The sequence below is a fragment of the Janthinobacterium lividum genome, from assembly GCF_011601275.1.
Lineage (GTDB): Bacteria > Pseudomonadota > Gammaproteobacteria > Burkholderiales > Burkholderiaceae_D > Janthinobacterium > Janthinobacterium lividum_E.
In genome coordinates this window covers 61,016-83,654 of record NZ_JAAOLY010000022.1, presented here as the reverse complement: position 1 = coordinate 83,654, position 22,639 = coordinate 61,016, and the positions used below count along the sequence as shown (strand labels likewise).

Annotated in this window: 21 protein-coding genes; 6 read left to right on the top strand and 15 right to left on the bottom strand. The window is 64.9% G+C overall.

Features of this window, described 5'->3' with window-relative positions:
- Nucleotides 1–15 precede the first annotated feature (15 nt).
- The 4 genes from GYK42_RS25505 (at nt 16) to GYK42_RS25490 (ending at nt 2,956) form a co-directional block, all read left to right on the top strand.
- Entirely contained in the window at nt 16–822 is an 807-nt protein-coding gene (locus tag GYK42_RS25505) for a Crp/Fnr family transcriptional regulator (protein ID WP_046686236.1), read from the top strand.
- A 252-nt stretch (nt 823–1,074) separates the two neighbouring features.
- Complete coding sequence (hemP, locus tag GYK42_RS25500; protein WP_166449765.1) at nt 1,075–1,272, top strand: hemin uptake protein HemP; 198 nt, start codon at nt 1,075–1,077, stop codon at nt 1,270–1,272.
- Nucleotides 1,273–1,357: 85 nt separating this feature from the next.
- Complete coding sequence (locus tag GYK42_RS25495) at nt 1,358–1,684, top strand: hypothetical protein (RefSeq protein WP_166449764.1); 327 nt, start codon at nt 1,358–1,360, stop codon at nt 1,682–1,684.
- 42 nt (nt 1,685–1,726) lie between these two features.
- Entirely contained in the window at nt 1,727–2,956 is a 1,230-nt protein-coding gene (locus GYK42_RS25490; protein ID WP_205711552.1) for a DUF2325 domain-containing protein, read from the top strand.
- Nucleotides 2,957–3,011: 55 nt separating this feature from the next.
- Here GYK42_RS25490 and GYK42_RS25485 read toward each other — a convergent pair whose 3' ends face one another.
- Genes GYK42_RS25485 through GYK42_RS25465 form a run of 5 tightly spaced genes read right to left on the bottom strand, consistent with a single transcriptional unit; the run spans nt 3,012 to nt 7,485 of the window.
- Nucleotides 3,012–4,376 carry a sulfite reductase subunit alpha gene (locus GYK42_RS25485; protein ID WP_166449763.1) on the bottom strand — a complete coding sequence of 455 codons (1,365 nt, stop codon included), beginning with the start codon at nt 4,374–4,376 and terminating at the stop codon, nt 3,012–3,014.
- An 11-nt stretch (nt 4,377–4,387) separates the two neighbouring features.
- Nucleotides 4,388–5,428 carry an FAD:protein FMN transferase gene (locus GYK42_RS25480; protein WP_166449762.1) on the bottom strand — a complete coding sequence of 347 codons (1,041 nt, stop codon included), beginning with the start codon at nt 5,426–5,428 and terminating at the stop codon, nt 4,388–4,390.
- A 26-nt stretch (nt 5,429–5,454) separates the two neighbouring features.
- Nucleotides 5,455–6,279, bottom strand: coding sequence for a DUF4198 domain-containing protein (locus tag GYK42_RS25475; protein ID WP_046685807.1), 825 nt, complete (start codon nt 6,277–6,279; stop codon nt 5,455–5,457).
- Nucleotides 6,280–6,289: 10 nt separating this feature from the next.
- Nucleotides 6,290–6,805, bottom strand: coding sequence for a DUF2271 domain-containing protein (locus tag GYK42_RS25470; RefSeq protein WP_058049111.1), 516 nt, complete (start codon nt 6,803–6,805; stop codon nt 6,290–6,292).
- A gap of 26 nt (nt 6,806–6,831) precedes the next feature.
- Nucleotides 6,832–7,485, bottom strand: a complete 654-nt coding sequence (locus tag GYK42_RS25465; RefSeq protein WP_046685808.1) for a PepSY-associated TM helix domain-containing protein — start codon at nt 7,483–7,485, stop codon at nt 6,832–6,834.
- A gap of 263 nt (nt 7,486–7,748) precedes the next feature.
- On the opposite strand from GYK42_RS25465, the gene GYK42_RS25460 reads away from it, so the two are divergent.
- Nucleotides 7,749–8,246: a pyridoxamine 5'-phosphate oxidase family protein gene (locus tag GYK42_RS25460; RefSeq protein WP_166449761.1), complete on the top strand. Its 498-nt coding sequence runs from the start codon at nt 7,749–7,751 to the stop codon at nt 8,244–8,246.
- Between the two features lie 83 nt (nt 8,247–8,329).
- Nucleotides 8,330–8,923 carry a DUF2239 family protein gene (locus GYK42_RS25455; protein ID WP_166449760.1) on the top strand — a complete coding sequence of 198 codons (594 nt, stop codon included), beginning with the start codon at nt 8,330–8,332 and terminating at the stop codon, nt 8,921–8,923.
- A gap of 15 nt (nt 8,924–8,938) precedes the next feature.
- Here GYK42_RS25455 and GYK42_RS25450 read toward each other — a convergent pair whose 3' ends face one another.
- From GYK42_RS25450 to GYK42_RS25405, 10 genes are all read right to left on the bottom strand, one after another.
- The gene (locus GYK42_RS25450; RefSeq protein ID WP_166449759.1) at nt 8,939–9,205 is read right to left on the bottom strand and encodes a hypothetical protein; all 267 of its coding nucleotides are present in this window, start codon (nt 9,203–9,205) and stop codon (nt 8,939–8,941) included.
- A gap of 216 nt (nt 9,206–9,421) precedes the next feature.
- Nucleotides 9,422–9,784 (bottom strand): KGG domain-containing protein, encoded by a 363-nt coding sequence (locus GYK42_RS25445; RefSeq protein WP_166449758.1) that lies wholly within the window; start codon nt 9,782–9,784, stop codon nt 9,422–9,424.
- A gap of 205 nt (nt 9,785–9,989) precedes the next feature.
- The gene (gene pdeM, locus GYK42_RS25440; protein WP_166449757.1) at nt 9,990–10,664 is read right to left on the bottom strand and encodes a ligase-associated DNA damage response endonuclease PdeM; all 675 of its coding nucleotides are present in this window, start codon (nt 10,662–10,664) and stop codon (nt 9,990–9,992) included.
- The gene (locus GYK42_RS25435) at nt 10,661–13,126 is read right to left on the bottom strand and encodes a ligase-associated DNA damage response DEXH box helicase (RefSeq protein ID WP_166449756.1); all 2,466 of its coding nucleotides are present in this window, start codon (nt 13,124–13,126) and stop codon (nt 10,661–10,663) included. Before GYK42_RS25435 ends, pdeM begins: the two co-directional genes overlap by 4 nt.
- The gene (locus GYK42_RS25430) at nt 13,123–14,754 is read right to left on the bottom strand and encodes an ATP-dependent DNA ligase (RefSeq protein ID WP_205711551.1); all 1,632 of its coding nucleotides are present in this window, start codon (nt 14,752–14,754) and stop codon (nt 13,123–13,125) included. Before GYK42_RS25430 ends, GYK42_RS25435 begins: the two co-directional genes overlap by 4 nt.
- Entirely contained in the window at nt 14,747–15,787 is a 1,041-nt protein-coding gene (locus GYK42_RS25425; RefSeq protein WP_166449755.1) for a ligase-associated DNA damage response exonuclease, read from the bottom strand. Before GYK42_RS25425 ends, GYK42_RS25430 begins: the two co-directional genes overlap by 8 nt.
- A gap of 89 nt (nt 15,788–15,876) precedes the next feature.
- On the bottom strand, nt 15,877–17,541 hold the full coding sequence (locus GYK42_RS25420; protein WP_166449754.1) for a RecQ family ATP-dependent DNA helicase: 1,665 nt from the start codon (nt 17,539–17,541) through the stop codon (nt 15,877–15,879).
- Between the two features lie 116 nt (nt 17,542–17,657).
- Nucleotides 17,658–18,056, bottom strand: coding sequence for an MAPEG family protein (locus GYK42_RS25415; protein ID WP_166449753.1), 399 nt, complete (start codon nt 18,054–18,056; stop codon nt 17,658–17,660).
- 47 nt (nt 18,057–18,103) lie between these two features.
- Complete coding sequence (locus GYK42_RS25410; RefSeq protein ID WP_166449752.1) at nt 18,104–21,490, bottom strand: hybrid sensor histidine kinase/response regulator; 3,387 nt, start codon at nt 21,488–21,490, stop codon at nt 18,104–18,106.
- A complete protein-coding gene (locus GYK42_RS25405; RefSeq protein WP_166449751.1) occupies nt 21,487–22,611 on the bottom strand; it encodes a response regulator in 1,125 nt (374 codons plus the stop codon). Before GYK42_RS25405 ends, GYK42_RS25410 begins: the two co-directional genes overlap by 4 nt.
- Nucleotides 22,612–22,639: the final 28 nt, after the last annotated feature.

Here is a 22,639-nt window from a genome sequence, read left to right as displayed (position 1 = left end):
GCCCCCTCCTCCCCGATGGAAGCAGGGCGCCAGCGCCAGGGGCGGCTATGGTCGAACCTGAAGGAGGTGTGCGACCTGCTGCATATCTCCAGTGCCTGCACCATCGCCGCCGACGAACTGCTGTTCCAGCACGTGCAATTCAAGACGGGCCAGCGCGTGCACACCATCGGCCAGCCGTTCGACACCCTGTACATCGTCAATTCGGGCTTCCTGAAAACCGTGCTCATCGATGAATTCGGCAATGAACAGGTACTGAGCTTCCCCATGAAGGGCGACATGCTGGGCGTCGACGGCATCCACTCGCGCCATTACTCCTCGGAAGCGGTGGCCCTGTCCGACTGCGACCTGATCCTGCTGCCGTTCAAGAAGCTGACGGCGCTGGGACGTGTTCACCTGGAACTGGAAAATGTCATGTACGGCGTGATGAGCCGCGAACTGGTGCGCGAACAGGCCATGATCGGCATGCTGGGCGCCCTCAGCGCCGAAGCCCGCGTGGCGCGCTTCCTCGTCTCACTGGCCGACCGTTTCGCGCAGATGGGCTACTCGAGCAAGCTGTTCAACCTGCGCATGACGCGCCATGAAATCGGCAGCTACCTGGGCCTGACACTGGAAACGGTGAGCCGCACCCTGTCCGCCTTCAATGAAATCGGCCTCATCACGGTTGACCAGCGCACCATCGGCATCAAGGATCCGGACGCCCTGAAAACCCTGCGCCGCCTGCCGCCGTCGCGCTCGCGCGCCAAGCAACTGGCCGCCGCCAAGCTCAAGGCCGACACCAGCGCCGCGGCAGCCACCTCGGCGCAATTGCTGGCCACGATTTAACGCCATCCCGACTCTTCTTTCCAGCTTGGCACAGGCTTGACCCGGCCAAGGCGCGCACCGCCTTGCCGGGTCTTTTTTGCTGCCGCCCCCTTCCACGCCGGCCAGCGGCCGCCTTTGTACGACCACCTCGTCCAAGGCGCCGTGCCGCCATAAAAAAGCGCGGATTCCCTACAAATAAGCCTTGCTTTTCGGGCCACATTCAACAATAATGCAAATACGAATCATTCTCAACTGAGATAAAGAAAGCCCAACATGCAAAGCTCAAAACCAGCCTTGATCCAGGATGCCGCTACCGCCCACGTCCGCCCTCCCGTCAGCGTGGCACAACCGGCGCGCCGCATCACCAGCGAAGCGCTGCTGCAGCAGGGCCGCGAAGTGGAGATTGAGCACAGCGGCAAGATCTATCGCCTGCGCGTTACCCAATTGAACAAGCTGATCCTGACTGCCTGAAGCAGCACGGCAGCCAGTCACCACACTCGCCAGCCAGTCGCGCTCCATGCGCGCAGCCAGCCAAACCACCGCACAGGAGTGTTTGATGGCGAACGAACGACCTTCCCCGATGCTTTCTTCCCCGCAGGGCCAGCAACCTGAATTGCTGCTGTCGGCCGTGCTGCACCTGATGTCGCACTACCATGCGGGCAGTCCCTGCGAGAAACTGGCCGGTGTCATCGAGCGCCATCTGCAAGCGCTGGCCGGCTCGCCCGGCTTGGGCCCCGTACTGCAAGCAACCTGCCAGCAACTGTCGCAGCAATGGGCCGCCCTGGTGGCGCTGCACCAGCCCGTGCCGCCGAAGACCACCTTGCTGGATCGCCTGGCACGCATGCTGAGCGCCAGGCGCCCTGCCTCGCCCCTGCCGCAATAATTTTTCTTCAACGACTGCCCCACCGCCCAACAGGATATCGCCATGTGTGACAAAGACAAGTCCCTGCCCGTCATCAGCAATTGCGCCCACGCCGACACGGAAACGACCGCGCTCGCTTCGCGCCGCCGCCGGCTGTGGGAACTGTCGCACACCTGCCATTGCCCGCTGGTCGGCGTGGGCTTGCCATTGGGCTACCTGCGCAAGCTGGTGGGCAAGATGACGGGCGGGCGCGTGCTGGCCGACGACTACGAAGTGCACGTGGGCGCCGTGACGGAATGCGGCGCGCGCAACCGCCTGTCCGAAGCGCTGCAAAAGGAACTCGAACGCCGCTACGCTCCCGTGATCCTGCGCTTTCGCGGCGCCAAGACGACGGAGCAGGTAGCGCAACTGTGGCGCACGGCCGTCGCCAACGGCGACGTGTCGGGCGCTTTCTGGGCCGGCCTGACGCACCCGCGCTGCGACGCCGAGCTGGAAGAGCAGATGTGCCGCGACTTGCACATGATCCAGCACCAGGCCGGCGCCTGCGTGCGCGCCGACATGGGAAAATTTACGGCCTTGCAGGAAGAAAACGCGCGCCTGACGCACGAACTGGCCAAGCTGCAACAGCGCAGCCAGGCCGCGCTGATGGAAAAGACGGGCGAGCTGGAGCGCCAGGAAGCCTTGCTGCTGCGCACGCGTGCCGAAGCCATCGGCAAGGACAGCATGATCGACGGCTTGCGCGCGGAACTGGCACAATTGCAGGCCGCCATCCCCGCGCTGGAATCGCGCACGCGCCTGGTCGAACGCCTGGCGCAAATGGATGAGCGCGAAAAGGAATTGCGCCAGCAAATCGTGGAATTGAAACAGGCCCAGCCGCGCCCGGCCGCTGTCGCGCCGCCACCGGCGCCGAAGCTGGAAGTGCCGACAGGCGGCAAGCTGAAGATGCCGATCCGCCTCGTCGATCAAAGCGTCTTGTGCGTGGGCGGACGCAGCGGCAATGTCGCCACCTACCGCGCCCTGATCGAGCGGGTCGGCGCGCAATTTGCCCACCACGACGGCGGCCTGGAAGACAATGCCAACCTGCTCGACTCGAGCCTGGCGGCGGCCGACCTGGTGATATGCCAGACGGGCTGCATCAGCCACAGCGCCTACTGGCGCGTGAAGGATTATTGCAAGCGCACGGGCAAGCGCTGCGTCTTCATCGACAACCCCAGCATTTCCAGCCTGGCGCGCGGCTTGCAGGAAGTGAGCGGCGAAATGGACACGGCGCCGCTGGCCGATATCCCACAGTAGACAGGTAGACAGACTTGTCCAAGTAAAAAGGACTGGCCATGCCAGTCTTTTTTTATTAATACACGTCGCGCCGGTAGCGCCCTTCGGCTGCCAGCGCGTCGAGTGCGGGCCGGCCCAGTATCTCTTGCAGCGCCTGGTCGACGCCGCCCGCCATGCCGGCCAGGCTGCCGCAAATATAGATGGCCGCGCCCTGCTCCAGCCACAGCTTGACTTCGTCAGCATTGCCGCGCAGGCGGTCCTGCACATAGGTCCGCTCCGCCTGGTCGCGCGAAAACGCCAGATCCAGACGCGGCAAGTCGCCGCTGGCGTGCCAGCCCTCGATCTCTTCGCGATAATGGAAATCGTGGGCCACATTGCGTTCGCCAAAGATCAGCCAGTTGCGCCGCTGCCCTGCCAACACGCGGCATTTCAAATGCCCGCGCAAGCCGGCGATGCCACTGCCGTTGCCGATCAAAATCAATGGCCGCTGGGCATTGTCTTCCAGGCGGAAGCGTTTGTGCTGGCGCAAGCGCAGCTGCACCACGTCGCCGACCTTGGCCTGCGCCGTGAGCCAGCCCGAGGCCAGGCCCAGGCTGCCATCGGGATGCGCATGCTGGCGCACCAGCAAGTGCACGCCGCCATCGCGCGGGATCGAGGCGATCGAATATTCGCGCGGCTGCGACGGGTCGGCGGGCGCCGTCACCTGCACCAGGTCGCCCGACTGCCATTCCGGCAAGCTGCCCGTTGCTGGCGCCAGTTCCACGTGATAGATGGCGCCGCCGGCGCTGCCGGGATTCAACAGGCGCCGCTGCGTCAGCCGCCAGTCGCCAAACGCCGGCGCGCTCCAGTCGGGCGCATCGCTGGTGCCGGCCAGGTGGCTCAGGTGCTGGAACCACTGTTCGATAGCGGCATTCGCGCTGCGGTCGACTTCGATGCACTCGAACAGGCGCGACGCGCCCTGCCCCGCCAGCCAGGCATCGAGCGCGCGGCCGAAGCCGCAATACTGGCCATAGCTGCGGTCGCCCAGGGCCAGTACGGCGTAATGCAGTTGCGGCAGCGCCAGCTCGCCCGTCATCAATCGGCCCATGAAGGCGGCCGCATTGTCGGGCGCATCGCCTTCGCCATAGGTGCTGACCAGGAACAAGGCCCGTTCCGCCTGCTGCAGATCGGCGGCCGTGAGTTCGGCCAGCGCGCACAGGCGCACGGCAATGCCGGCCAGCTGCAGGCTGTGCGCCGTTTGCGTGGCCAGTTCCTCGGCATTGCCCGTCTGGCTCGCATACGCCACCAGCCAGGGCCGGCTGTTGGCCAGCGCTGCCTTGGCCGCATCGGCTGCGCGGCGCTTGTTGCGCGCGCGCAGCCAGGGCGCCAGGCACACGCCCGCATAACTGAGGGACAGGGCGGCCAACAAGGCCAGCCGCGTCGTATCGTGCGTAAAAATCATGGATTAATCGTTCATTCGTCGAGCATGGCCAGCATGTGGCTGCTCAGCGTTTCGTGGTAGCCGTCGCCGTCGCGCTGCAGGAAGCGCGCGGCCAGGCCCTGCTCTTCGGCCAGCGCCATGCCGGCCTCGACACCCAGCACGGTCAGGGCCGTCGACCAGGCGTCGGCCGCCATGCATTCCGCATGCACGACGGTGACGGAAGCGAGTTGATTGGCGATCGGCATGCCGCTGCGCGGATCGATGGTGTGTGAGAAACGCACCGTGCCGTCTTGGAAAAAACGCCGGTAGTCGCCCGAGGTCGCCACAGAGAGGCCGTGCAGCGCCAGCAGCATTTCCGGCGGATGCTGCGCATGATCGGCACTATCGGCGGCGCCATCGACCTGTTCCAGCATGACCCACCAAGGCTGGCCGTCGGGCTTGCTGCCGGCGCCGCGCAGCTCGCCACCCACTTCGACCAGGTAATGGTGGATGCCCTGGCTATCCAGATAGCGGGCCAGGCGGTCCACGCCATAGCCCTTGGCGATGGAGGACAAATCGAGCTGCAAACCGCCCGGCTGGCGCGCGCGGCGAGCCGGCAAGTCCAGCTCCAGGCGGCGCCGCTGGCGTTGCGCCAACACCAAGGCCACGCTATCGTCTTTCGGCGGGAGGAAGCCCGGCTCATCGTAGCGATGGCGGGGGCCGAAGCCCCACAGGTTGACGAGGGCGCCCGCGCACGGGTCGTACGCGCCGCCCGATGCTTGCGATACGTGCATGGCGAAGCCCAGCACCTCGCAAAACGCGGCGGGCAGGCTGTGCCAGCTGCCAGGCTCGGCCCGGTTGAAGCGGGCCAGGTCGGACTCGTCGCTCCAGTGGCTCATTTGCGCGACGACCAGGTCCAGCTGCTGCTGCAAGCCCTGCTGCAAGTCGGCGCTGCCCGCGCGTCCCGGCATGGCGGACTCGAGCAGGCGCACCGACCAGCTGGTGCCCATCGACAAGCCGCGCAAGTCCCGGATCGCGGCGCCGGGCGGCGCGGCCTGATCGGAAATATGCTGCGGCAGCAGGACCCGACGCATCGGCGCTCTCGTGACGATGCCGCCGCTTACTGCGGCAGCACTTCGACGGTAGCCGCGTACGTCATGCGGCGCTCGGGCATGGCTGGCGGCTGGCCGGCCACGGCCGGTGCGGCCGCTGGCCAGGTGCTGCTCAGGTAATACATACCGGCCGCTGGCACCGTAAACGTGATCTCGCCCTTGGCATCCGTGCTCTGGCGGATTTCACCGAGCACGCCACGGTAGCGCACGCCGCCTGGCACCAGGCTGAAGGCCTGATTTGCCGCCGGCTTGCCATCGACGAGGAAGCGCCACGTGGCTTTCTCGCCCGCGCGCAAGTCGTTCGGGTGCGTCACCGGCACGAATTCCAGGCCCACGCCGGTCGGCTTGAACACTTCCGTGCTCGTTTCGCCATTGCTGAAGAAAGTTTCCAGGCGCGCTGCCGTGCGCGTGACTTTCAGCTCTTGCGCGTCGGCCGGCACTTCCTTCTTGAACGTCTCTTCGTTGCCGCGGAAACGCTTCTGCTCGCCGTTGAGCTTGTAGCTACCCATCACGTTTTGCGACACGATGGCCGCTTTATACGTGCCCGGCTTTTCCATTTTCACGTCGAAGACGCTGCGCAAACGGCCCGTGACCGTGTTCGCCGGCGTGACTTTCGCGCCGTCCGGGCCGATCACCTGCAGCGCATCCAGGCGCAGCGGCTGGTGGTCGATCTCGAACAGGCCGTCGGAGACGGCTGCGTCCACCGTCACCCAGGCGTCCTTGCTTTCCACCATCGTACTCGATGGCACCATCCAGCCGCGGTGGGCGTGGGCGTTCATGGCCAGGCCGGCCAGGGCCAGGGCGATCAGGGGTTTATTGAATTGCTTGAACATGATGTGCGCCTTATGGTTTGAGTTGGACGACGACATTACCGAGTTCTTCCTTGCCTTTGCCAGGCACGGACTGGGCCGATTTCAGCGGCCACTGGAACGGCACGCGCACCAGTTCGCGTCCGCCCGCTTCGCGCGCCGCTTCCACGACGACCTGGTATTCGCCGGCCGGCAGCTTGTCGAGCAAGGCTTTGGCGCCGGGGAACGTCAAGGTATGTTCGCCGGGCGCGCGCGTGGCGCCGCTGACGCCGTCAACAGGCATGGCCAGGTCGCGGCCGCTCTTGCGCCACCATTGGCGCATGTCCTTCAGCCATTTTTCACCCGCCTTGTCCTTCTTTTTCACGTCATACAGCACGGCCAGGTTGCCAACGACCTTCTGGTCCGCCGTTTCCAGCCACGCCGCCACGTAAGGACGGTGGTATTCCGCCACATTCAATTGCGGAATTTCAATCTTGAGGGCCAGGTCGGCAGCCATCGCCGACGTACCGATCAGGGGAAGGCCAAGCGCCAGGGAGTAGCGTAATTTCATGGTGTGCCTGTAAAAAGGAAAAAACATCAGTGGATAAACAGCAAGGCGATCGCGCAAGGTATCAAGATACCGAGGCCCACCATCGGCCAGGTAAATGGCCGGTTGGCCGCGTGGAACTTCAAAATCAATAATCCCGTCAGGCAAAACACGATGCAGGCGCCGGCAAAGATGTCGATGAACCAGCTCCAGGCCACGCCCGTGTTGCGGCCCTTGTGGACGTCGTTGAGCCAGGACACCCAGCCCCGGTCCGTCAATTCATATTCGGCGGCCCCGTCTTCGAGGCCGATGCGTACCCAGGCGTCGCCGCCCGCCTTGGGCAGCGGCAGATACACTTCGTCGATCGACCATTCGGCGGGACGCCCGCCGGCATTGAGCGACCATTGCTGCTTGAGCCAGGCTTCGGCCGCGGCCGGCATGGGCGCGTTGGCGCCATCGTGCTTGGCGGCATAGGCGGCCAGTTCCGTGACGAGGGGCGCCGGCAGCTCCGCCTTCTGGCGCGTGATCGCCGGCTTGGATTCGATCTGGCCAGCGTGGTTCAGGGTGATGCCGGTAATGGCGAACAGAAACATGCCCAGCAGGCAAAGCGCGGAACTGATCCAGTGCCATTGATGCAAATTCTTCAGCCAGACGGCGCGGCTGGCATTGTTCTTGGCCTTGTCTGCGGCGCCCGCATTACCCATCAAGCGCTCCCGGCAAGGAGCGGGCCAGGTGGCGCGACAAGTCAGTGTGCTTCATTCCCATCCTTCAATCAAAATTCATGCTTATATTTTCAAACAAATGATAATGATTATCATTTATTAAGTCAATACGTGGGGCGCTCCGCCGGGCCAGCGTTTTGTAACAGCTTTGAAACAAAGCTGGCCTGCTACGTAAGCTGCCGTACAGAGCCGCTTGCCGCACCCGCCTATGCTGTTGTTCAGGACAATCAAACAGGAGCAAGCACATGCAACAGTATTCCAGCGAACAACTGGCCAGCATCGCGGCCAAGATCAAGGACGTCAAATTCGGCATGCTGACCACCAGCGACGACATGCGCACGCTCACCAGCCGGCCGTTGACGCAGCAGCAGGTCGACAGCGAAGGGCAAATCTGGTTTTTTGTCTCGGACGATGCCGCCTACACGCGCGACTTGCTGAACAATCCGCAAGTCAACGTCAGCTTTGTCGACACGGGCGACAGCCTGTATGTATCCGTCTGCGGCCATGCGCAACTGCTGAAGGACCGCGCCAAGGCGGAGGAATTGTGGAACCCGCTGGTGAAAGCCTGGTTCCCGGGCGGACTCGACGATCCGAAGCTGTCGCTGATCAAGGTGACGATACAGTCGGCCGAATACTGGGATAGCAGCGCCAGCAAGATGATGCAATTCTATGAAATGGCCAAGGCCGCCATCACGGGCGAGCCACCGAAGGATATGGGCGAACACGGCCGGGTCGATCTGTAGCAGATTTACCCTATTTTACCCGGGTGTTATTGACTTTCAATTTGACCCGGGTAAAATTGCCTGCATTCTCCATGGAGGCAACCATGCATACCCCCGCAACACCCGAGCTCACCGCCTTCGCCGGCAAACGCAAAGTGGCCGCCGGCCCTTTGCACGCCGTGGCGCAAACCCTGAAAGAACTGGTGACGCGCGAACCCGATGCGCAGATCCTGATTTTCGACGACGCCAGCGGCAGCCAGGTCGACCTGAACCTGCATGGCAGCCTGGCCGATGTGCTGCAGCGCCTGCCACGGGCAGCCACGTCGGCGCCGCAGGAAGAAACTCCCGCGCGCACGGCAGGCCGGCCGAAGCTGGGCGTGGTGGCGCGCGAAATCACCCTGCTGCCGCGTCACTGGGAATGGCTGGCAGCGCAGCCGGGCGGCGCTTCCGTGGCCTTGCGCAAACTGGTGGAACACGCGCAGCGCGGCAACAAGGTGAACGATGAGCAGCGCCAGGCACGCGAAGCGGCCTATAAAGTCATGAATGCGCTGGCCGGCGATGCGCCCGGCTTCGAAGAAGCGAGCCGCGCCTTGTTCGCCGGCAAACAGCCAGCGTTCCTCGCGTGCGTGCAAGACTGGCCAGCCGACGTGCGCGAACACGTCTTGCAGCTGGCCCAGCGGGGATGGTCCGAAGATTAAGCGAAGGTTGAAAGATCAGACGCCCGTGCTGCCCGTGGTATCGGGCGCATCGTCGGCGCTCTGCCGGCTCTGCCCGGCGAAGCCGGCCTGGTGATGGGGCAAGCGGTCGGCGCGCCGCACTTCGCCGATGGAAAACAGATCGTCGCCGATATCGAGGCCTTGCTCGCTATCGACCAGCACAAAGCTCTCGGCCGACTCGGCCGTGCTTTGCTTGCTGCCTGCCGTGGACGGCGTACCGCCCTGGCTATTGCCGGGCTGCGGCGTGGTGGAGTTGCCCATCATCTTCTCCCTGATCGTGAGTGCGAGTGGATTGCAGATTGACTGCGCGTGGACCATGGCCGGCGCAGTTCTTTCATCATAGTCCATGCCTGCTGCATTGCATCAAAATTTTGCGCTAGCCAGCGGTAGCCAAACAAGCGCGGCCCTGGCCAGCGGCGTGCCTGTCTCCCGCTGGCCAGGGCCCATTACTACTTGCTACTTGCTACTGCTTGCCAGTCACTACTTGTTGCGCGATCCCGAGCTGGAACCCGAACCACCGCTTTGCTTGTTGCCACTGTCGCGGCCGCCATCCTGGTTCATGCTGGCATTGTCGCGTGAACCGCTGGAGCTGGAGGCACTTTGCCGGTTGGCATCGTTCTTGTGGCTTTGGCTGCCTGCGCGGCGGGCCTCTTCCGACGTGAATTCATGCGCCGTGCCTTTTTCATGCGCCGCACGTCCGCCTTCGCTGGCGATTTCACGCTGCTGGGCGGGGTCCATGGAAGCGAAACCCCGTTTGCTGGTATCGCTTTGCTTGTTGCCGCCGCTACCGCTGCTGCTACTGGTTTTACTACCTTGCTGTTTATTGTCGCTCGATGTGGCCATGATGATCTCCTTGATCGATGGAATCAGAAACAATGCAAAAAACAATGCAAACCATGCAAATCTTCCCCCTCGCATGGCAAGGGAACCGTCATCTTAGTGCGCACATGGGGCACAAGAAATAGGAGGATGGCAAGAGCGCATGTAGGATGAGTCCCGCCTACGGTAGCGTAGTTACTTTCAGTTTTCCACCAAAAGTACCAGACACTCAGCAGTTAGCGCGTAGTGCGAAAATCGCCGCGTCGGCCGTCACGTAGACGCGTTCGCCAACGCCTGGCCGCACCGCATGGCCGCCCGTGAATGCGCCAAACGAGGGCAAAATGGCGCGCTCCTGCCCCAGCAGGAAACACGGCAGACGCAAGCCGCCCCTTTCAGCGCGCAAGTGAAACACGGGATGCACGTGGCCGGCCAGCACATAGCCGGGCGCGGCGGTATCCGGGTGATGGCAGAAAGACAGCTTGCCCACCTGGTGCGGTTCATCGACCATGCGTATCCCCAGCGCGGCGGCCGGGTCGCCCGCATGCGCATCATGGTTGCCGCGCACCACCGTCAGGCGCAGGCCCGGATGGCGCGCGCGCCAGGCCAGCATGGCGGCCACGGTGGCGGGCGCATGCGCGGCGCGCGCGTGCAGAAAGTCGCCGAGAAAAACGATTTCCTCGCAAGCGTAACTGGCCAGCAAGGCATCGAGCGCCAGCAGGTTTTGCGTCGTGGTGCCGCGCGGCACGGGCACGCCCAGCGCGCGGAACGCGGCCGCCTTGCCGAAATGGATGTCGGCGATGACCAGCATCTTGCGCGCCGGCCAGTACACGGCCTTGTGCGCCAGCAGCCACAGAATCTCGCCGGCCAGTTCCACCACGCAGTGCGCCTGCTGCGACTCACTCATGCGGCCGCCTTTTCCAGCGCGCTGACCAACCGCGCCACCCGATCCGACAGCTTTTCCGTCGTCAGCTGTTCGCGGAAGCGCTCGACCATCAGGCCGAAGGCAAATGGCGATGCCCGCTCCAGCGCTTGCAGGCTGATGCTCCTGCCATGCAGCTCGCGCAAGGTGGCGCGCAAGCGCGTCAATTCCAGCTCCTGTTCCAGCACTTCGCGCTGCGCCTGCGTGAGCAGCAAATTGGCCGCATCGTGCTTGCGGAACACTTCAAAAAACAGCGAGGACGAGGCCTGCAACTGGCGCGCGCTTTTCGGCTGGCCCGGATAGCCCTGGAACACGAGGCCCGCGATGCGGGCGATTTCACGGAAGCGCCGTTGCGACAGCTCCGTCGCATTCAGGCTGGCCAGTACGTCTTCAAGCAGATTGTCCGTGCTGAACAGGGCAAGATCGGCGCCGCTGGCGCCAATCAACAGGGGCGCAAAATCAATGTCGTCCGCGCCCAGCAATTCAAAGCCGTAATCGTTGACGGCGATCGACAAGGTCGCCGGCTGCACGCGTGCGATACGGTAAGCCAGCAATGACGCCAGGCCCAGGTGCACGGAGCGCCCGGCAAACGGATACACGAACAAATGATGGCCTTCGCGGCTGGACAGGGTTTCCAGCAGCAGGGTCGCGCGCGTGGGCAGGCTCGACCATGCCTGCTGGATGGCCAGCAGCGGCGCCAGCGCGTGCATTTCCGGCCCGCTGGCCTTCCCTTCCTGCGCCAGCTGCAACTGGTCCAGCACGGCGTGCGCGAGTTCCGACGACAGCGGCATCTTGCCGCCCTGCCAGCGCGGCACGGCGCCGCGGCTGCCGGTTGCGCGCCGCACGTAGGCCGTCATCTCGTGCACGCGCACGAATTCCAGGATGCGCCCGCCAAACAGAAAATGGTCGCCCTGCTTCAGGCGCGCGATGAACGATTCCTCGATGCTGCCGATGCGCCCGCCGCCGAGGAACTTGACCTGGATCGCCGACTCCGACACGATGGTGCCGATGCTCATGCGGTGGCGCCGCGCCAGCGCCACGTCGGGCACGCGGTACACGCCGTCCTCGTCCGGCAGTACTCTGCGGTATTCCGGATACACGGTCAGGCTTTGCCCGCCGCGCGCGACGAAATCGAGCGCCCATTGCCACTCGTCCAAAGTCAGGTGGCGGTAGGACCAGGCCGCGCGCACTTCCGCGTACAGCTCCGGCGACTGGAAACCGCCGCCCAGCGCGATCGTCACGAGGTGCTGCACCAGCACGTCGAGCGGCTTGTCCGGCACGGGCCGCGCTTCCAAGTGGCCTTGCGCCAGGGCAGTTCGGGCAGCGGCCGCTTCCAGCAATTCCAGGCTGTTGGTGGGCACCAGGGTGACGCGCGAAATGCGTCCCGGCGCGTGGCCGCTGCGCCCGGCCCGCTGCACCAGGCGCGCGATGCCTTTCGCGCTGCCCACTTGCAGCACCCGCTCGACGGGCAGGAAATCGACGCCCAGGTCCAGGCTGGACGTGCACACGACGGCTTTCAGCTCGCCCGTTTTCAAGTGCTGCTCGACCCACTCGCGCACTTCGCGGTCCAGCGAACCGTGGTGCAGGGCGATCAGTCCCGCCCAGTCGGGCCGCGCGTCGAGCAAATGCTGGTACCACAGCTCGGCCTGCGAACGCGTGTTGGTAAACACCAGGGTGGTGGCGCTGCCTTCGATCTCGGCAATCAGGGGTTGCAGCATCTGGATGCCCAGGTGCCCGCCCCAGGGAAAGCGCGTGGGGTTGACGGGAATCAGGCTGTCGACGAGGATGCGCTTTTTGACTTTGCCTTCCACCAGCACGCCGACGTTTTCCTCGCCCAGCAAAACGTCCTGCGCCTGCTGCAGATTGCCCAGGGTGGCCGACAGGCCCCACGTCATCAATGTGTCATTCCAGCGGCGCAAGCGGGCCAGCGCCAGCTGCACCTGCACGCCGCGCTTGCTGCCCATCAACTCATGCCACTCGTCGACGATCACGGTTTCCAGCAAACTAAAACGTTCGCGGGCATCCGCCTGGCTCAGCATCAATGACAGGCTTTCCGGCGTCGTGACGAGCACCTCGGGCCAGGCTTTCGCCTGGCGCGCCCGCTGCGCGGCGCTCGTGTCGCCCGTGCGCGCCTCGATGCGCCAGCCGGGAGCCAACTCCGCGCCAGACGCTTGCAAGGCGCGCACGGTGTCGGCCGCCAGCGCCCGCATGGGGGTGATCCACAGCACGCGCAAGCCCTGCTTCCTGCCCTTGCGCGCCAGCCGCTCGGCGCGCAGCAAGGCGCCGAACCAGACGGCGTAGGTCTTGCCGGAGCCCGTGCTTGCATGCAGCAGGCCGGGCTGGCCCTGTGCTGCCGCACGCCAGACGGCGCGCTGGAACGGGAACACGGCCCAGCAGCGCACCGTGAACCAGGCATCGATGCGCTGCGCCAGCGCGCTTTTGCTCATGTGGCCTGGACCAGCATGGCCTTCAGGGTGGCCAGGGTGTCCGCATCGGCGATGGCCTTGTCGTCGCGCCGGCGCAGGATGCGGGGAAAGCGCACGGCGATGCCCGCCTTGTGGCGGCTGGACGCGGCAATGCCTTCGAAGCCGATCTCGAACACCATTGTCGGCTTGACGCTGCGCACGGGGCCGAATTTTTCGATCGTCGTCTTGCGGATGGCGGCGTCGACTTGTCCGATTTCCGCATCCGTCAAACCGGAATACGCCTTGGCGAACGGCACCAGCTTGCGTTCCCCTTCCTCAACGTCATCCCACACGGCAAACGTGTAATCCGTGTACAGCGACGCGCGCCGGCCGTGGCCCGCCTGGGCGTAGATCAGCACGGCGTCGATGGAATACGGGTCGATCTTCCACTTCCACCAGGTGCCCACGTCTTTCGTGCGGCCCACGCCATACGCGGCCGACACGGCCTTGAGCATCATGCCTTCCACGCCGCGCGCCCGCGATTCAGCGCGGATGGCCGCCAGCGCCTCCCAGCTTGCCGCCTCGATACGTGGCGACAGGCGCAGCGCGGGAGCATTTACCTGCGCCACCACGCTTTCCAGCAGCGCGCGCCGCTCGAGCTGGGGCAACTGGCGCACGTCCACGCCATCCATTTCCAGCACATCGTAGGCCACCAGCACGGCCGGCAGCTCGGCCAGCAACTTGGACGACACGCTCTTGCGGCCCATGCGTTGTTGCAGATCGGCAAATGGCGCCGGCACGTCGCCCGGCTGCCAGATGAGGATTTCACCATCGAGCACGGTGCCCTCGGGCAAGGCCAGCTGTGCCAGTTCGGGAAAGCGCTCCGTGATCAATTCCTCGCCGCGCGACCACAGCCAGTTCACGCCCTCTCGGCGCAGCAGCTGGGCACGCATGCCGTCGTATTTCCATTCGGCCAGCCAGTCGCCGATGTCGCCGAGACTCTGCGGCTCCGCCTGCAAGGGATGGGCGAGGAAAAAAGGATAGGGTTGGCCGCCCCGCAGCGCATGTTCGCCGTCCGACTGCGCGGCGATCAGTTTGAGAAAGCCCGCGCCCGTGGGGCTGACCTTGCCATCGGTCCAGCCCATCAGGCGCTGGGCGATCAGCTTGCTGTCGACGGCGGCGATGGAGGCCAGCGCGCGCGTCACCAGCAGTTTGGACACGCCCACGCGAAAGCCGCCGCCGATCAGTTTGATCAGCAGGAAGCGTTCGCGCGTTTCCAGTTCGTCCCAGTAGGCCAGCAAGTCGGTGCGGATGGTGTCGGGCGGCGCGCCGCGCAACGGTGCGATGCGCTGCTCGACCCACTCGGCCAAGCCGAGGTCGCTGCGTCTAGCGGGCGCGGGCAGGATCAGGGCGATGGTTTCGGCCAGGTCGCCGACGGCGTGATAGGCCTCGTCGAACAGCCAGGCGTCCAGGCCCGCCCGCTCGGTCGCGTATTCGCGCAGCAATTTGGTGGGCACGGCCTGGCGCGGCTTGCCGCCAGCCAGGAAATACACGGCCCAGGCCGCATTCTCGGGCGAGGTGCCGCGAAAATAGGCTTGCAGCGCCGCCAGCTTGCGACTGGTGGAGGTCGTCTCGTCGAGTTCCGCGTACAGCCGGGCAAAGTCACGCATGGGTGACGTCCTCCGCTGCCGTGGACGCAACGGGCACGCCGTCATCGGCCTCGTCGTCGCCATACTCCGTCTCGAAGCCGCCCGCCTGCCAGCCATTCTGCCGCAGCCAGCGCACCATCACGGGAATCGAGCCGTGCGTGACGATGATGCGCTCGGCCTGCGTGGCCGTGATCGCTTGCATCAGGCCGGGCCAGTCGGCATGGTCCGACAGGACAAAACCCCGGTCCACGCCACGCCGCCGGCGCGCGCCGCGCAGCAGCATCCATCCGCTGGCGAACGCATCGCTGTAGTCGCCGAAACGCTTCATCCACGGCGAACCGGCGGCCGACGGCGGCGCGATCACCATCGCCGTCTTCAGGGCCGCCTTGTCCGTCACGTCGCTCACCATCACGGTGGCGGGCAAGGCCACGCCCGATTCGCGGTACACCTGCGTCAATGCCTGCGCCGCGCCATGGCAGATGATGGGGCCGATGCTGGCGTCCAGCCCCGCCAGGATGCGCTGCGCCTTGCCGAAGGCATAGCAGAACAGCACGCTGGTGCGCCCTTCGGCCGCATTCCTGCGCCACCATTGGTTGATGTCATCATTGATTTCCTGCGGCGCCTGCCAGCGGTAGATGGGCAGGCCGAACGTCGATTCCGTAATAAAAGTATCGCAGCGCACGGGCTCGAACGGTACGCAAGTGGGGTCGGGCTGCAGCTTGTAGTCGCCCGAAGCCACCCACACTTCGCCGCCCACTTCCATGCGCACCTGGGCCGAACCCAGCACGTGGCCGGCTGGATGCAGCGACACGCGCACCCCGTGGCGGTCGATGCTCTCGCCATACGCGAGGCCCTGGATGGACACGGCGCCCAAGCGCGCGCGCAATACTTGCTCGCCGGGCGCGGCGCACAGGTAATGCCGGTGCCCGACACGCGCATGGTCCGCGTGCGCATGGGTGATGATGGCGCGCTCGACGGGGCGCCACGGGTCGATGTAGAACTGACCCGGCACACAGTACAAGCCTTCCTTGCGCACCACCACCATGTCTGCCATGCCCTGCCCCTTGCGTTAAAAAAGCGCGTTGGAATGGGCTGATTCTAGCGCGCTTGCGCCAGATCACTGTTCGGCAGCGCACCATGGCTTCACGCGGGGACGACGAACTCCGCCATGAAGGTGCGCGTGGTGTTTTCCGGAAAGGCAATGGTGACCTGGTCGCCCGCCACCGACAGCACGGTGCCGATCTGGTAGCGCGGCACGCGCACGCGGCTGCCGACGGCGATCTGGGGCGCTGGCGCTGGCGCTTCGGCAGGCGCGGGAGGGAACTCGTCAAGGCTGATGGGCGCGGCCAGCGCCGGCGGCGACTGGCAATTGTCGCAGGTGCAGCAGCGCTCGAAATCGCCGGCATCGCCGAAGTAATCGAGCAGCAGTTTCCAGCGGCACAGGCCGCTTTGCGCGTACGCCACCATCTGCTCGAGCGCCTGCTTGTCGCGCTCCTGCTTGTCGACATAGATCTGCGCCAGTTGCGCATAGGCAGGCGTGGCGGGCGATGGCGCTGTCAAGCGGTAGCCCAGTTTGCGGTCCTGACGCAGCAGCTTGCCGTCCTTTAACAATTTCAGGCAGACCTTCAGGTGGCCGTCGGAAAACTCGGGCAGGCTGGACGCCAGCGCAGCGAAAGTAAAGGTGGCAGGCAATTCTTGCGCCGCCGCCACGATGGCCGCCAGTTCTTCCGCCGTGGGATAGTGCTTGGCCAGAAAGAATTGCTGCACCCGCTTGTCTTCCTGGAAGTACAGCAAGGTGCAGTCGGCGGGCAAGCCGTCGCGCCCTGCCCGGCCCGATTCCTGGTAGTACGCTTCCAGGTTGGCCGGCACTTGCAAGTGGATGACGAAGCGCGTGTCCGGCTTGTCAATGCCCATGCCAAACGCGTTGGTGGCGACCATGATGCGACGCTCGCCATTCATGAACAAGTCCTGGTTCTGCTTGCGCTCGCGCGCCGCCAGCTTGCCGTGGTAGCACGTGACGCTCTCGCCCAGTTCCGCCAGCCGCGCCGCCAGACTCTCGACGGCCTTGACGGTGGCCGCATACACGATGCCCACGCCGGGTGTCTCGCGCAGCAGGCGCAGGACTTCGTCCTGCTTCTCTCCCGCATTCGTGACCTGGATCACGCGGTAGCGCAAATTGGCACGGTAGATGCCCGTATTGATGACCTGCAACTTGCGCGCTTCCAGTTGCGTGTCGATATCGGCTATCACTTCCCCCGTGGCCGTGGCCGTCAGCGCCAGCACGGGCGGACGGCCCAGCGCGCGCAGGGCGGCCGCGATTTCCAGATAGGCGGGACGGAAGTCGTGGCCCCACTGGGAAATGCAATGGGCTTCATCGATGACGACCAGGCTGGGCGGCGCGCCGCCCAGCAGGGACAGGAAGTCGGGCATCGCCAGGCGTTCCGGCGTGCAAAAGATGATGAGCCTGCCTCCCTGGGCGATGCGGGAGAGGGCGTCGTCCTCTTCGGCGCGCGACAGGCTGCTGTTGAGCTGCACGGCCGTGATGCCCAGTTCGCGCAGCTTTTCCAGCTGGTCTTTCATCAGTGAGATCAGCGGCGACACGACCAGGGTCGCGCCCGGCAACAGGGCGGCGGGCAACTGGTAGCACAGGGACTTGCCGCTGCCGGTGGGCATGATGGCCAGGGTATCGCGTCCGGCCAGCACGCTGTCGATGACTTCCTGCTGGCCCGTGCGCAGCCGCGCCACGCCAAAAACCGAGCGCAGCAGACGCTGAATGTGTCGACCGGACTTGTTCGCAGTAAGCTGCATCGTTGCCATCCAAAAAGTAAAAGCGCCATGCCGGCACCCTTGCGCCTGGCTGCAATTACTTTAAGGCCGGGCCTGGCGCGCCGCCATAGGACGACTGCTACAGCCCGTGTAGGATATCAAGAAGGAAACAGGATGGCCCAGAACAGCATCAGCAAGCCGGCAATCGACACGCACCACACGAGCGTGCGCACGACGGGCACGCCAAACGCATACAGCGGCAGATACAGCACGCGCGCGGCCAGGTACAGGGCGGCGCCGTACAGGGTCAGCGCGCTTTCCTGCGCCGTCACGTGGGCGATCAGCACGGCGGCGGCGAACAGGGGCAGGGTTTCAAACAGATTCGCCTGGGCCCGCCGCAAGCGGCCCGTGATCTTGCCCACGGGCGGCCCGTCGCCGTCGCGCGCGCTCACGTTATAGGCCGTGCCCGTTTCGCGCGTGCGAAACAGCGCGGGCAGCAGGATTTGCACCAGCGCCAGCACCAGGGTGCAGGCCAGCATCGTCAGTTCAGGGGTCATGCTTTACCTCACGGATGAGACAGGCAAGCCGTGCCGGCGCATGCCCGTCAGGGTTGGTCGAGTGCCGCTTGCAACTCCAGCAAATCATAGGGCTTGCGCAAGACGCTGGCGGAAAAGCCCAGTTCATCCATCGATTCCTTGCCGTAGCCCGTGGAAAAGATGATGCGCATGTCCGGTTTATCGCGCAGCACCATGCGTGCCAGCGCGATGCCGGACATGCCGGGCAGGCTGACATCCGTAAACAGGATATCGAAGTCTTGCTCGTTGAGCAACTTCCACGCCGCCTCGCCATCGGACACGCCGCTGACCGTGTGGCCCAGCATGCCCACCAGTTCGCACACCATCAGCTGCGAATCGAGATTGTCTTCCACCACGAGTATCTTCATCGATGTCGGCATGTCCCCCTGCGGTTCCGGTGCGTGGCCCGTCAAGTCCAGCCCCGGCGTGCCGCCTCCCAGCATGCTGACCGACGTGCTGCTGCCAGCCACCGGCGCGCCGGACCGTTCAAACTGGCGCGCACGCATTTGCTGCTGGCGATTTGCCAGCACGTGGCGCAGCTTGCGCGCCAGCTCTTCGCGCCGGTACGGTTTGCTGAGCAATTCCACTCCCGCGTCGAGTCTGCCTTCGTGCACGATGACATCCTGCGCGTAGCCCGACGTAAACAGTACGGCGATATCGGACTGCAACTCGCGCGCCTGGCGCGCCATCTCCGTGCTGCTGACGGGACCGGGCATGATCACGTCCGTAAACAGCAAGTCGATCTGCGCGCCGCTGTGCAGCACGGCCAGCGCGCTTTCGCCATCTTCGGCCTTGAGCACCTTGTAGCCAAGCGCGCCGAGCATGTCGACCACGGTCGTGCGCACGCCCACGTCGTCTTCCACCACCAGCACCGTTTCCGTGCCGCCCGTGACGACGCCGCTCAATTCCAGTTCCTCGTCCGCTTCCGCCATCAGGGAACGGGGCAAATAGATTTTGACTCCCGTACCCACGCCAGGTTCACTGTAAATGCGGATATGGCCACGGCTTTGCGTGACAAAGCCATACGCCATCGACAAGCCCAGGCCCGTGCCCGCGCCTTCCGGCTTGGTGGTGAAGAACGGTTCGAACGCGCGCTGCAGCACCGAGCCGCTCATGCCGCGGCCCGTATCGGTCACCGACAGCATCACATACTGCCCCGCCGGCACGTCGACCAGGTTGTGCACATACTGTTCGTCGAGCACGACATTGCCCAGTTCGATGGTCAGCTTGCCCACGCCATCCATGGCGTCGCGCGCATTGATAGCCAGGTTGAGGATGACGTTCTCGATCTGGCTGCGGTCGACGAGGGTATTCCACAGCCCGCCGCCGCCCACCAGCACGATGTCGATCGCTTCGCCCAGGGCACGCCGCAGCAGCGCATCCATGTTGCGCACTACGCGCGCCAGGTCTGCCACCACCGGTTGCAAGGGCTGGCGCCGCGCAAACGCCAGCAGGTGCGACGACAGCTTGGCGCCCCGCTCGACGGCGGCAATCGCCGTGTCCAGGCGCTGGCGCATCAGGCCATCCGTGCCCGCCAGATGCTGCAGCAGATGCAAATTGCCGGAAATGATTTGCAACACATTATTGAAATCGTGCGCGATACCACCCGTCAGCTGGCCCACGGCTTCCATCTTCTGCGCCTGGCGCAAGGCGTCTTCTGCCTTGGTGCGCTCACCGACTTCCTGTTCGACCCGGTGTTCGAGCGTTTCGTTCAATTCATGCAGCGCTTTTTCCACGCGGCGCCGGTCCGTGATATCCGTCTTGACGGCGATCAGGGAACGCGTCTGTCCTTGTTCATCGACCAGCCGGCTGACATTGCTCGACACCCACACTTGCGAACCATCGGGCTTCAGGTAGCGTTTTTCCAGAGAGAACGATTCGCCCGTTTCCACCAGGCGCCGGAACAGCACGCTGTTGCCGGGCACGTCCGCCGGATGCATGATGTCGTTCATGTTCAGGTTCAGCAGCTCTTCGGCCGAGCGGCCCAGCATGCAGCACAGGGCGCCGTTGACGCGCTGGAAGCGGCCATCGAGGCCCAGTTCGGACAAGCCCACCGAGGCCTGGCCGAAAATAGCCGCCATGCGTTCCTGGCTGGCGTTCAGTTCATCCTCGATCTGGCGCCGCTCCGTCACGTCGAACGACACGCCCACGTAGCGGCGCTGGCCCGGCACGCGGCCGGCCACCACCTCGCCCTGGCGCGCGATCCAGCGCAGCGCGCCATCGGCGGGACGGCGGATGCGGTACTCCACGTATTCGAGGGGATTGGGCGCCACGTCAAGCTTGCTCGGCCCGACCTTTTGCTGGTCGCGCGCATCGACCAGGCTCACCAGCAGGCGTTCCGTTACTTCTTCCTCGTCAGCAATGCCCCACAGGCGGCGGAAGGTGGGCGACACCAGCATCGCGCCCGTCTCGGGGAACCATTCGAAGGTGCCGATGCCGCCCGCCTGCTGGGCCAGGCGCAAGCGCTCCTCGCCTTCCATGCGTTCGGTGACATCGATACCTTCGACGAGGATGCCCGTGACCACGCCCTCGTCATCCTTGATGGGCTGGTAGACGAAATCGATCTGGCGCTGGCCCGTCTGCCCGTCCGCCGTCTGCAAATCCACCTTCACCTGGCGTCCCTCGTACGGTTCGCCCGTGCGGTAGACCTGGTCGAGCAGTTCGATGAAACCTTGCTCCTTGACTTCAGGCAAGGCCGCTTCGACTGTCTTGCCCAGCAAATCGCGGTGGCCGACGAGGCGCAGATAATGCTCGTTCGCCAGCTCGAACACGTGCTGCGGCCCGCGCAGCATGGCCATGAAGCTGGGCGCTTGCTGGAACAGGGCGCGCAGCAGCGCGCGCTCCTCGCCCAGGCGGCGGTTGGCCGCGCGCACGGCCTCGCTCTCGGCCTGCAAGGTGGTGTTGAGTTTGCCCAGCTCGGCCGTGGCCAGCTTCAGCTGGCGCCCTTCTTCCATGCGCGCCGTCAATTCCAGTGCCGTGCACAGCACGCCGTCCACCTGGCCATCGGCGCCATGCACGGGCGTATAAAACAGGTCGAAACAGACATCCGTGCGCTGTCCGCCGCGCAACAGCGGCAAGCAGCATTCGCGGTGCACCTGCGTCTCGCCGCGCAGCCCCGTTTCGAGGATGCGCGCATTCCAGTCCCAGATTTCAGGCCAGATGGCCGGCACCGTGCCGCCCAGCGCGGCCGGATGGCGCTCTCCGGCGATCTGGATGTAGTCGTCGTTGTAAATCATCACGTGCTGCGGGCCCCACATCAGCACCATCGCCATCGGCGAATTGAGCACGATGTCGACGCTGGTACGCAAATGGGCGGGCCAGCCATCGAGGGCGCCAAGGCTGGTGGCGGACCAGTCGCGCTGGCGCACCAGCTCGCCCATGTTGCCGCCGCCGCGCGGCCAGGCTGGCGCGCTCATGTGGCCATTTCCGCTTGCACGCGCACCTGGCATTGGCGCGGGATGCGCACGGTCGCCAGCGTGCCATGGGCGGCCGTCGAGCTGATCTCGACCGTGCCGCCGTGGGCCTTGACGAACATGTTCACCGTGTACAGGCCCAGTCCCAGACCCTGCCCCATCCTGCGCTTCTCGCCCGCCTGCTGGAACGGTTCGAACAGGGTCGGCAGCAAGGCGGCGGGAATGACGCCGCGATTGGCGATGCGCAACTCGATGCGGCCGGCGTCCCGTCCATCGAGGGCCAGTTGCACGGGCGCGCCCGGCTCGCCATGCGTGATGGCATTGTTTAACAGATTCGAGATGACTTGCGACAGCAGGCCCGCATCGCATTGACCGTGCAAGTCGCCCACGCTGCTGACTTCGACAAGCGGGGCCTGGCCAGCCGTCTCGAATTCCTCGACGATGGCGCGCGCCAGTGCCAGGTAGTCGTGCGTGCTGCTGCGCAACTCCATCGTGCCGGAACGGATGCGCGCCAGGTCCAGCAACTGGTCGACCATGCGCCCCATGCGCTTGGCGCTGCTTTCGATGCGCTGCGCAGTGACGATCACCTTCGGGTGGTCGCTCATCATCGGCAACAGCATGGCGCCGTTCATCACCACGGACAGGGGCGTGCGCAAGTCGTGGCCCAGTACGGCCGTGAACAGTTCATTCAGGTGCAATGCATGCTTGAGTTCGTCGAGCTGGGCCGACAATTCGCGCTTCTGCCGGTACAGCTGGACCAGCACGGCCACCTTGCTTTGCAAGGCTTTCACGTCGATGGGCTTGTAGAGGAAATCGACGGCGCCCGCCTCATAGCCGCGGAAGCTGTAGCTCGGTTCGCGCGACGCGGCCGTGAGGAAGATCAGGGGAATGCTGCGCGTGCGCTCGCTGCCGCGTATCAGTTCGGCCAGCTCGAAACCATCCATGTGCGGCATTTGCACGTCGATCAGGGCCAGCGCCACTTCATGCGTCAACAGCAATTCCAGCGCTTGCGCGCCCGAGCTTGCCTTCAGGATGACAATACCGGGCCGTGCCAGCACGGCTTCGGCGGCGACCAGGTTTTGCGCGATGTCGTCAACGACGAGGATATGGATAGGTGCGGTCACGGGGTCATCTTCAGGCATCGCAACGGCA

What these genes read in the sequence shown, in the direction of transcription:
- GYK42_RS25445 (WP_166449758.1), bottom strand. Translation starts at nt 9,784, where the DNA reads ATGGCCACATCGAGCGACAATAAACAGCAAGGTAGTAAAACCAGTAGC.
- GYK42_RS25420 (WP_166449754.1), bottom strand. Translation starts at nt 17,541, where the DNA reads ATGCAGCTTACTGCGAACAAGTCCGGTCGACACATTCAGCGTCTGCTG.
- GYK42_RS25485 (WP_166449763.1), bottom strand. Translation starts at nt 4,376, where the DNA reads ATGATTTTTACGCACGATACGACGCGGCTGGCCTTGTTGGCCGCCCTG.
- GYK42_RS25455 (WP_166449760.1), top strand. Translation starts at nt 8,330, where the DNA reads ATGCATACCCCCGCAACACCCGAGCTCACCGCCTTCGCCGGCAAACGC.
- hemP (WP_166449765.1), top strand. Translation starts at nt 1,075, where the DNA reads ATGCAAAGCTCAAAACCAGCCTTGATCCAGGATGCCGCTACCGCCCAC.
- GYK42_RS25460 (WP_166449761.1), top strand. Translation starts at nt 7,749, where the DNA reads ATGCAACAGTATTCCAGCGAACAACTGGCCAGCATCGCGGCCAAGATC.
- GYK42_RS25505 (WP_046686236.1), top strand. Translation starts at nt 16, where the DNA reads ATGGAAGCAGGGCGCCAGCGCCAGGGGCGGCTATGGTCGAACCTGAAG.
- GYK42_RS25495 (WP_166449764.1), top strand. Translation starts at nt 1,358, where the DNA reads ATGGCGAACGAACGACCTTCCCCGATGCTTTCTTCCCCGCAGGGCCAG.
- GYK42_RS25465 (WP_046685808.1), bottom strand. Translation starts at nt 7,485, where the DNA reads ATGGGTAATGCGGGCGCCGCAGACAAGGCCAAGAACAATGCCAGCCGC.
- pdeM (WP_166449757.1), bottom strand. Translation starts at nt 10,664, where the DNA reads ATGAGTGAGTCGCAGCAGGCGCACTGCGTGGTGGAACTGGCCGGCGAG.
- GYK42_RS25490 (WP_205711552.1), top strand. Translation starts at nt 1,727, where the DNA reads ATGTGTGACAAAGACAAGTCCCTGCCCGTCATCAGCAATTGCGCCCAC.
- GYK42_RS25425 (WP_166449755.1), bottom strand. Translation starts at nt 15,787, where the DNA reads ATGGCAGACATGGTGGTGGTGCGCAAGGAAGGCTTGTACTGTGTGCCG.
- GYK42_RS25480 (WP_166449762.1), bottom strand. Translation starts at nt 5,428, where the DNA reads ATGCGTCGGGTCCTGCTGCCGCAGCATATTTCCGATCAGGCCGCGCCG.
- GYK42_RS25415 (WP_166449753.1), bottom strand. Translation starts at nt 18,056, where the DNA reads ATGACCCCTGAACTGACGATGCTGGCCTGCACCCTGGTGCTGGCGCTG.
- GYK42_RS25470 (WP_058049111.1), bottom strand. Translation starts at nt 6,805, where the DNA reads ATGAAATTACGCTACTCCCTGGCGCTTGGCCTTCCCCTGATCGGTACG.
- GYK42_RS25435 (WP_166449756.1), bottom strand. Translation starts at nt 13,126, where the DNA reads ATGAGCAAAAGCGCGCTGGCGCAGCGCATCGATGCCTGGTTCACGGTG.
- GYK42_RS25450 (WP_166449759.1), bottom strand. Translation starts at nt 9,205, where the DNA reads ATGATGGGCAACTCCACCACGCCGCAGCCCGGCAATAGCCAGGGCGGT.
- GYK42_RS25410 (WP_166449752.1), bottom strand. Translation starts at nt 21,490, where the DNA reads ATGAGCGCGCCAGCCTGGCCGCGCGGCGGCGGCAACATGGGCGAGCTG.
- GYK42_RS25475 (WP_046685807.1), bottom strand. Translation starts at nt 6,279, where the DNA reads ATGTTCAAGCAATTCAATAAACCCCTGATCGCCCTGGCCCTGGCCGGC.
- GYK42_RS25430 (WP_205711551.1), bottom strand. Translation starts at nt 14,754, where the DNA reads ATGCGTGACTTTGCCCGGCTGTACGCGGAACTCGACGAGACGACCTCC.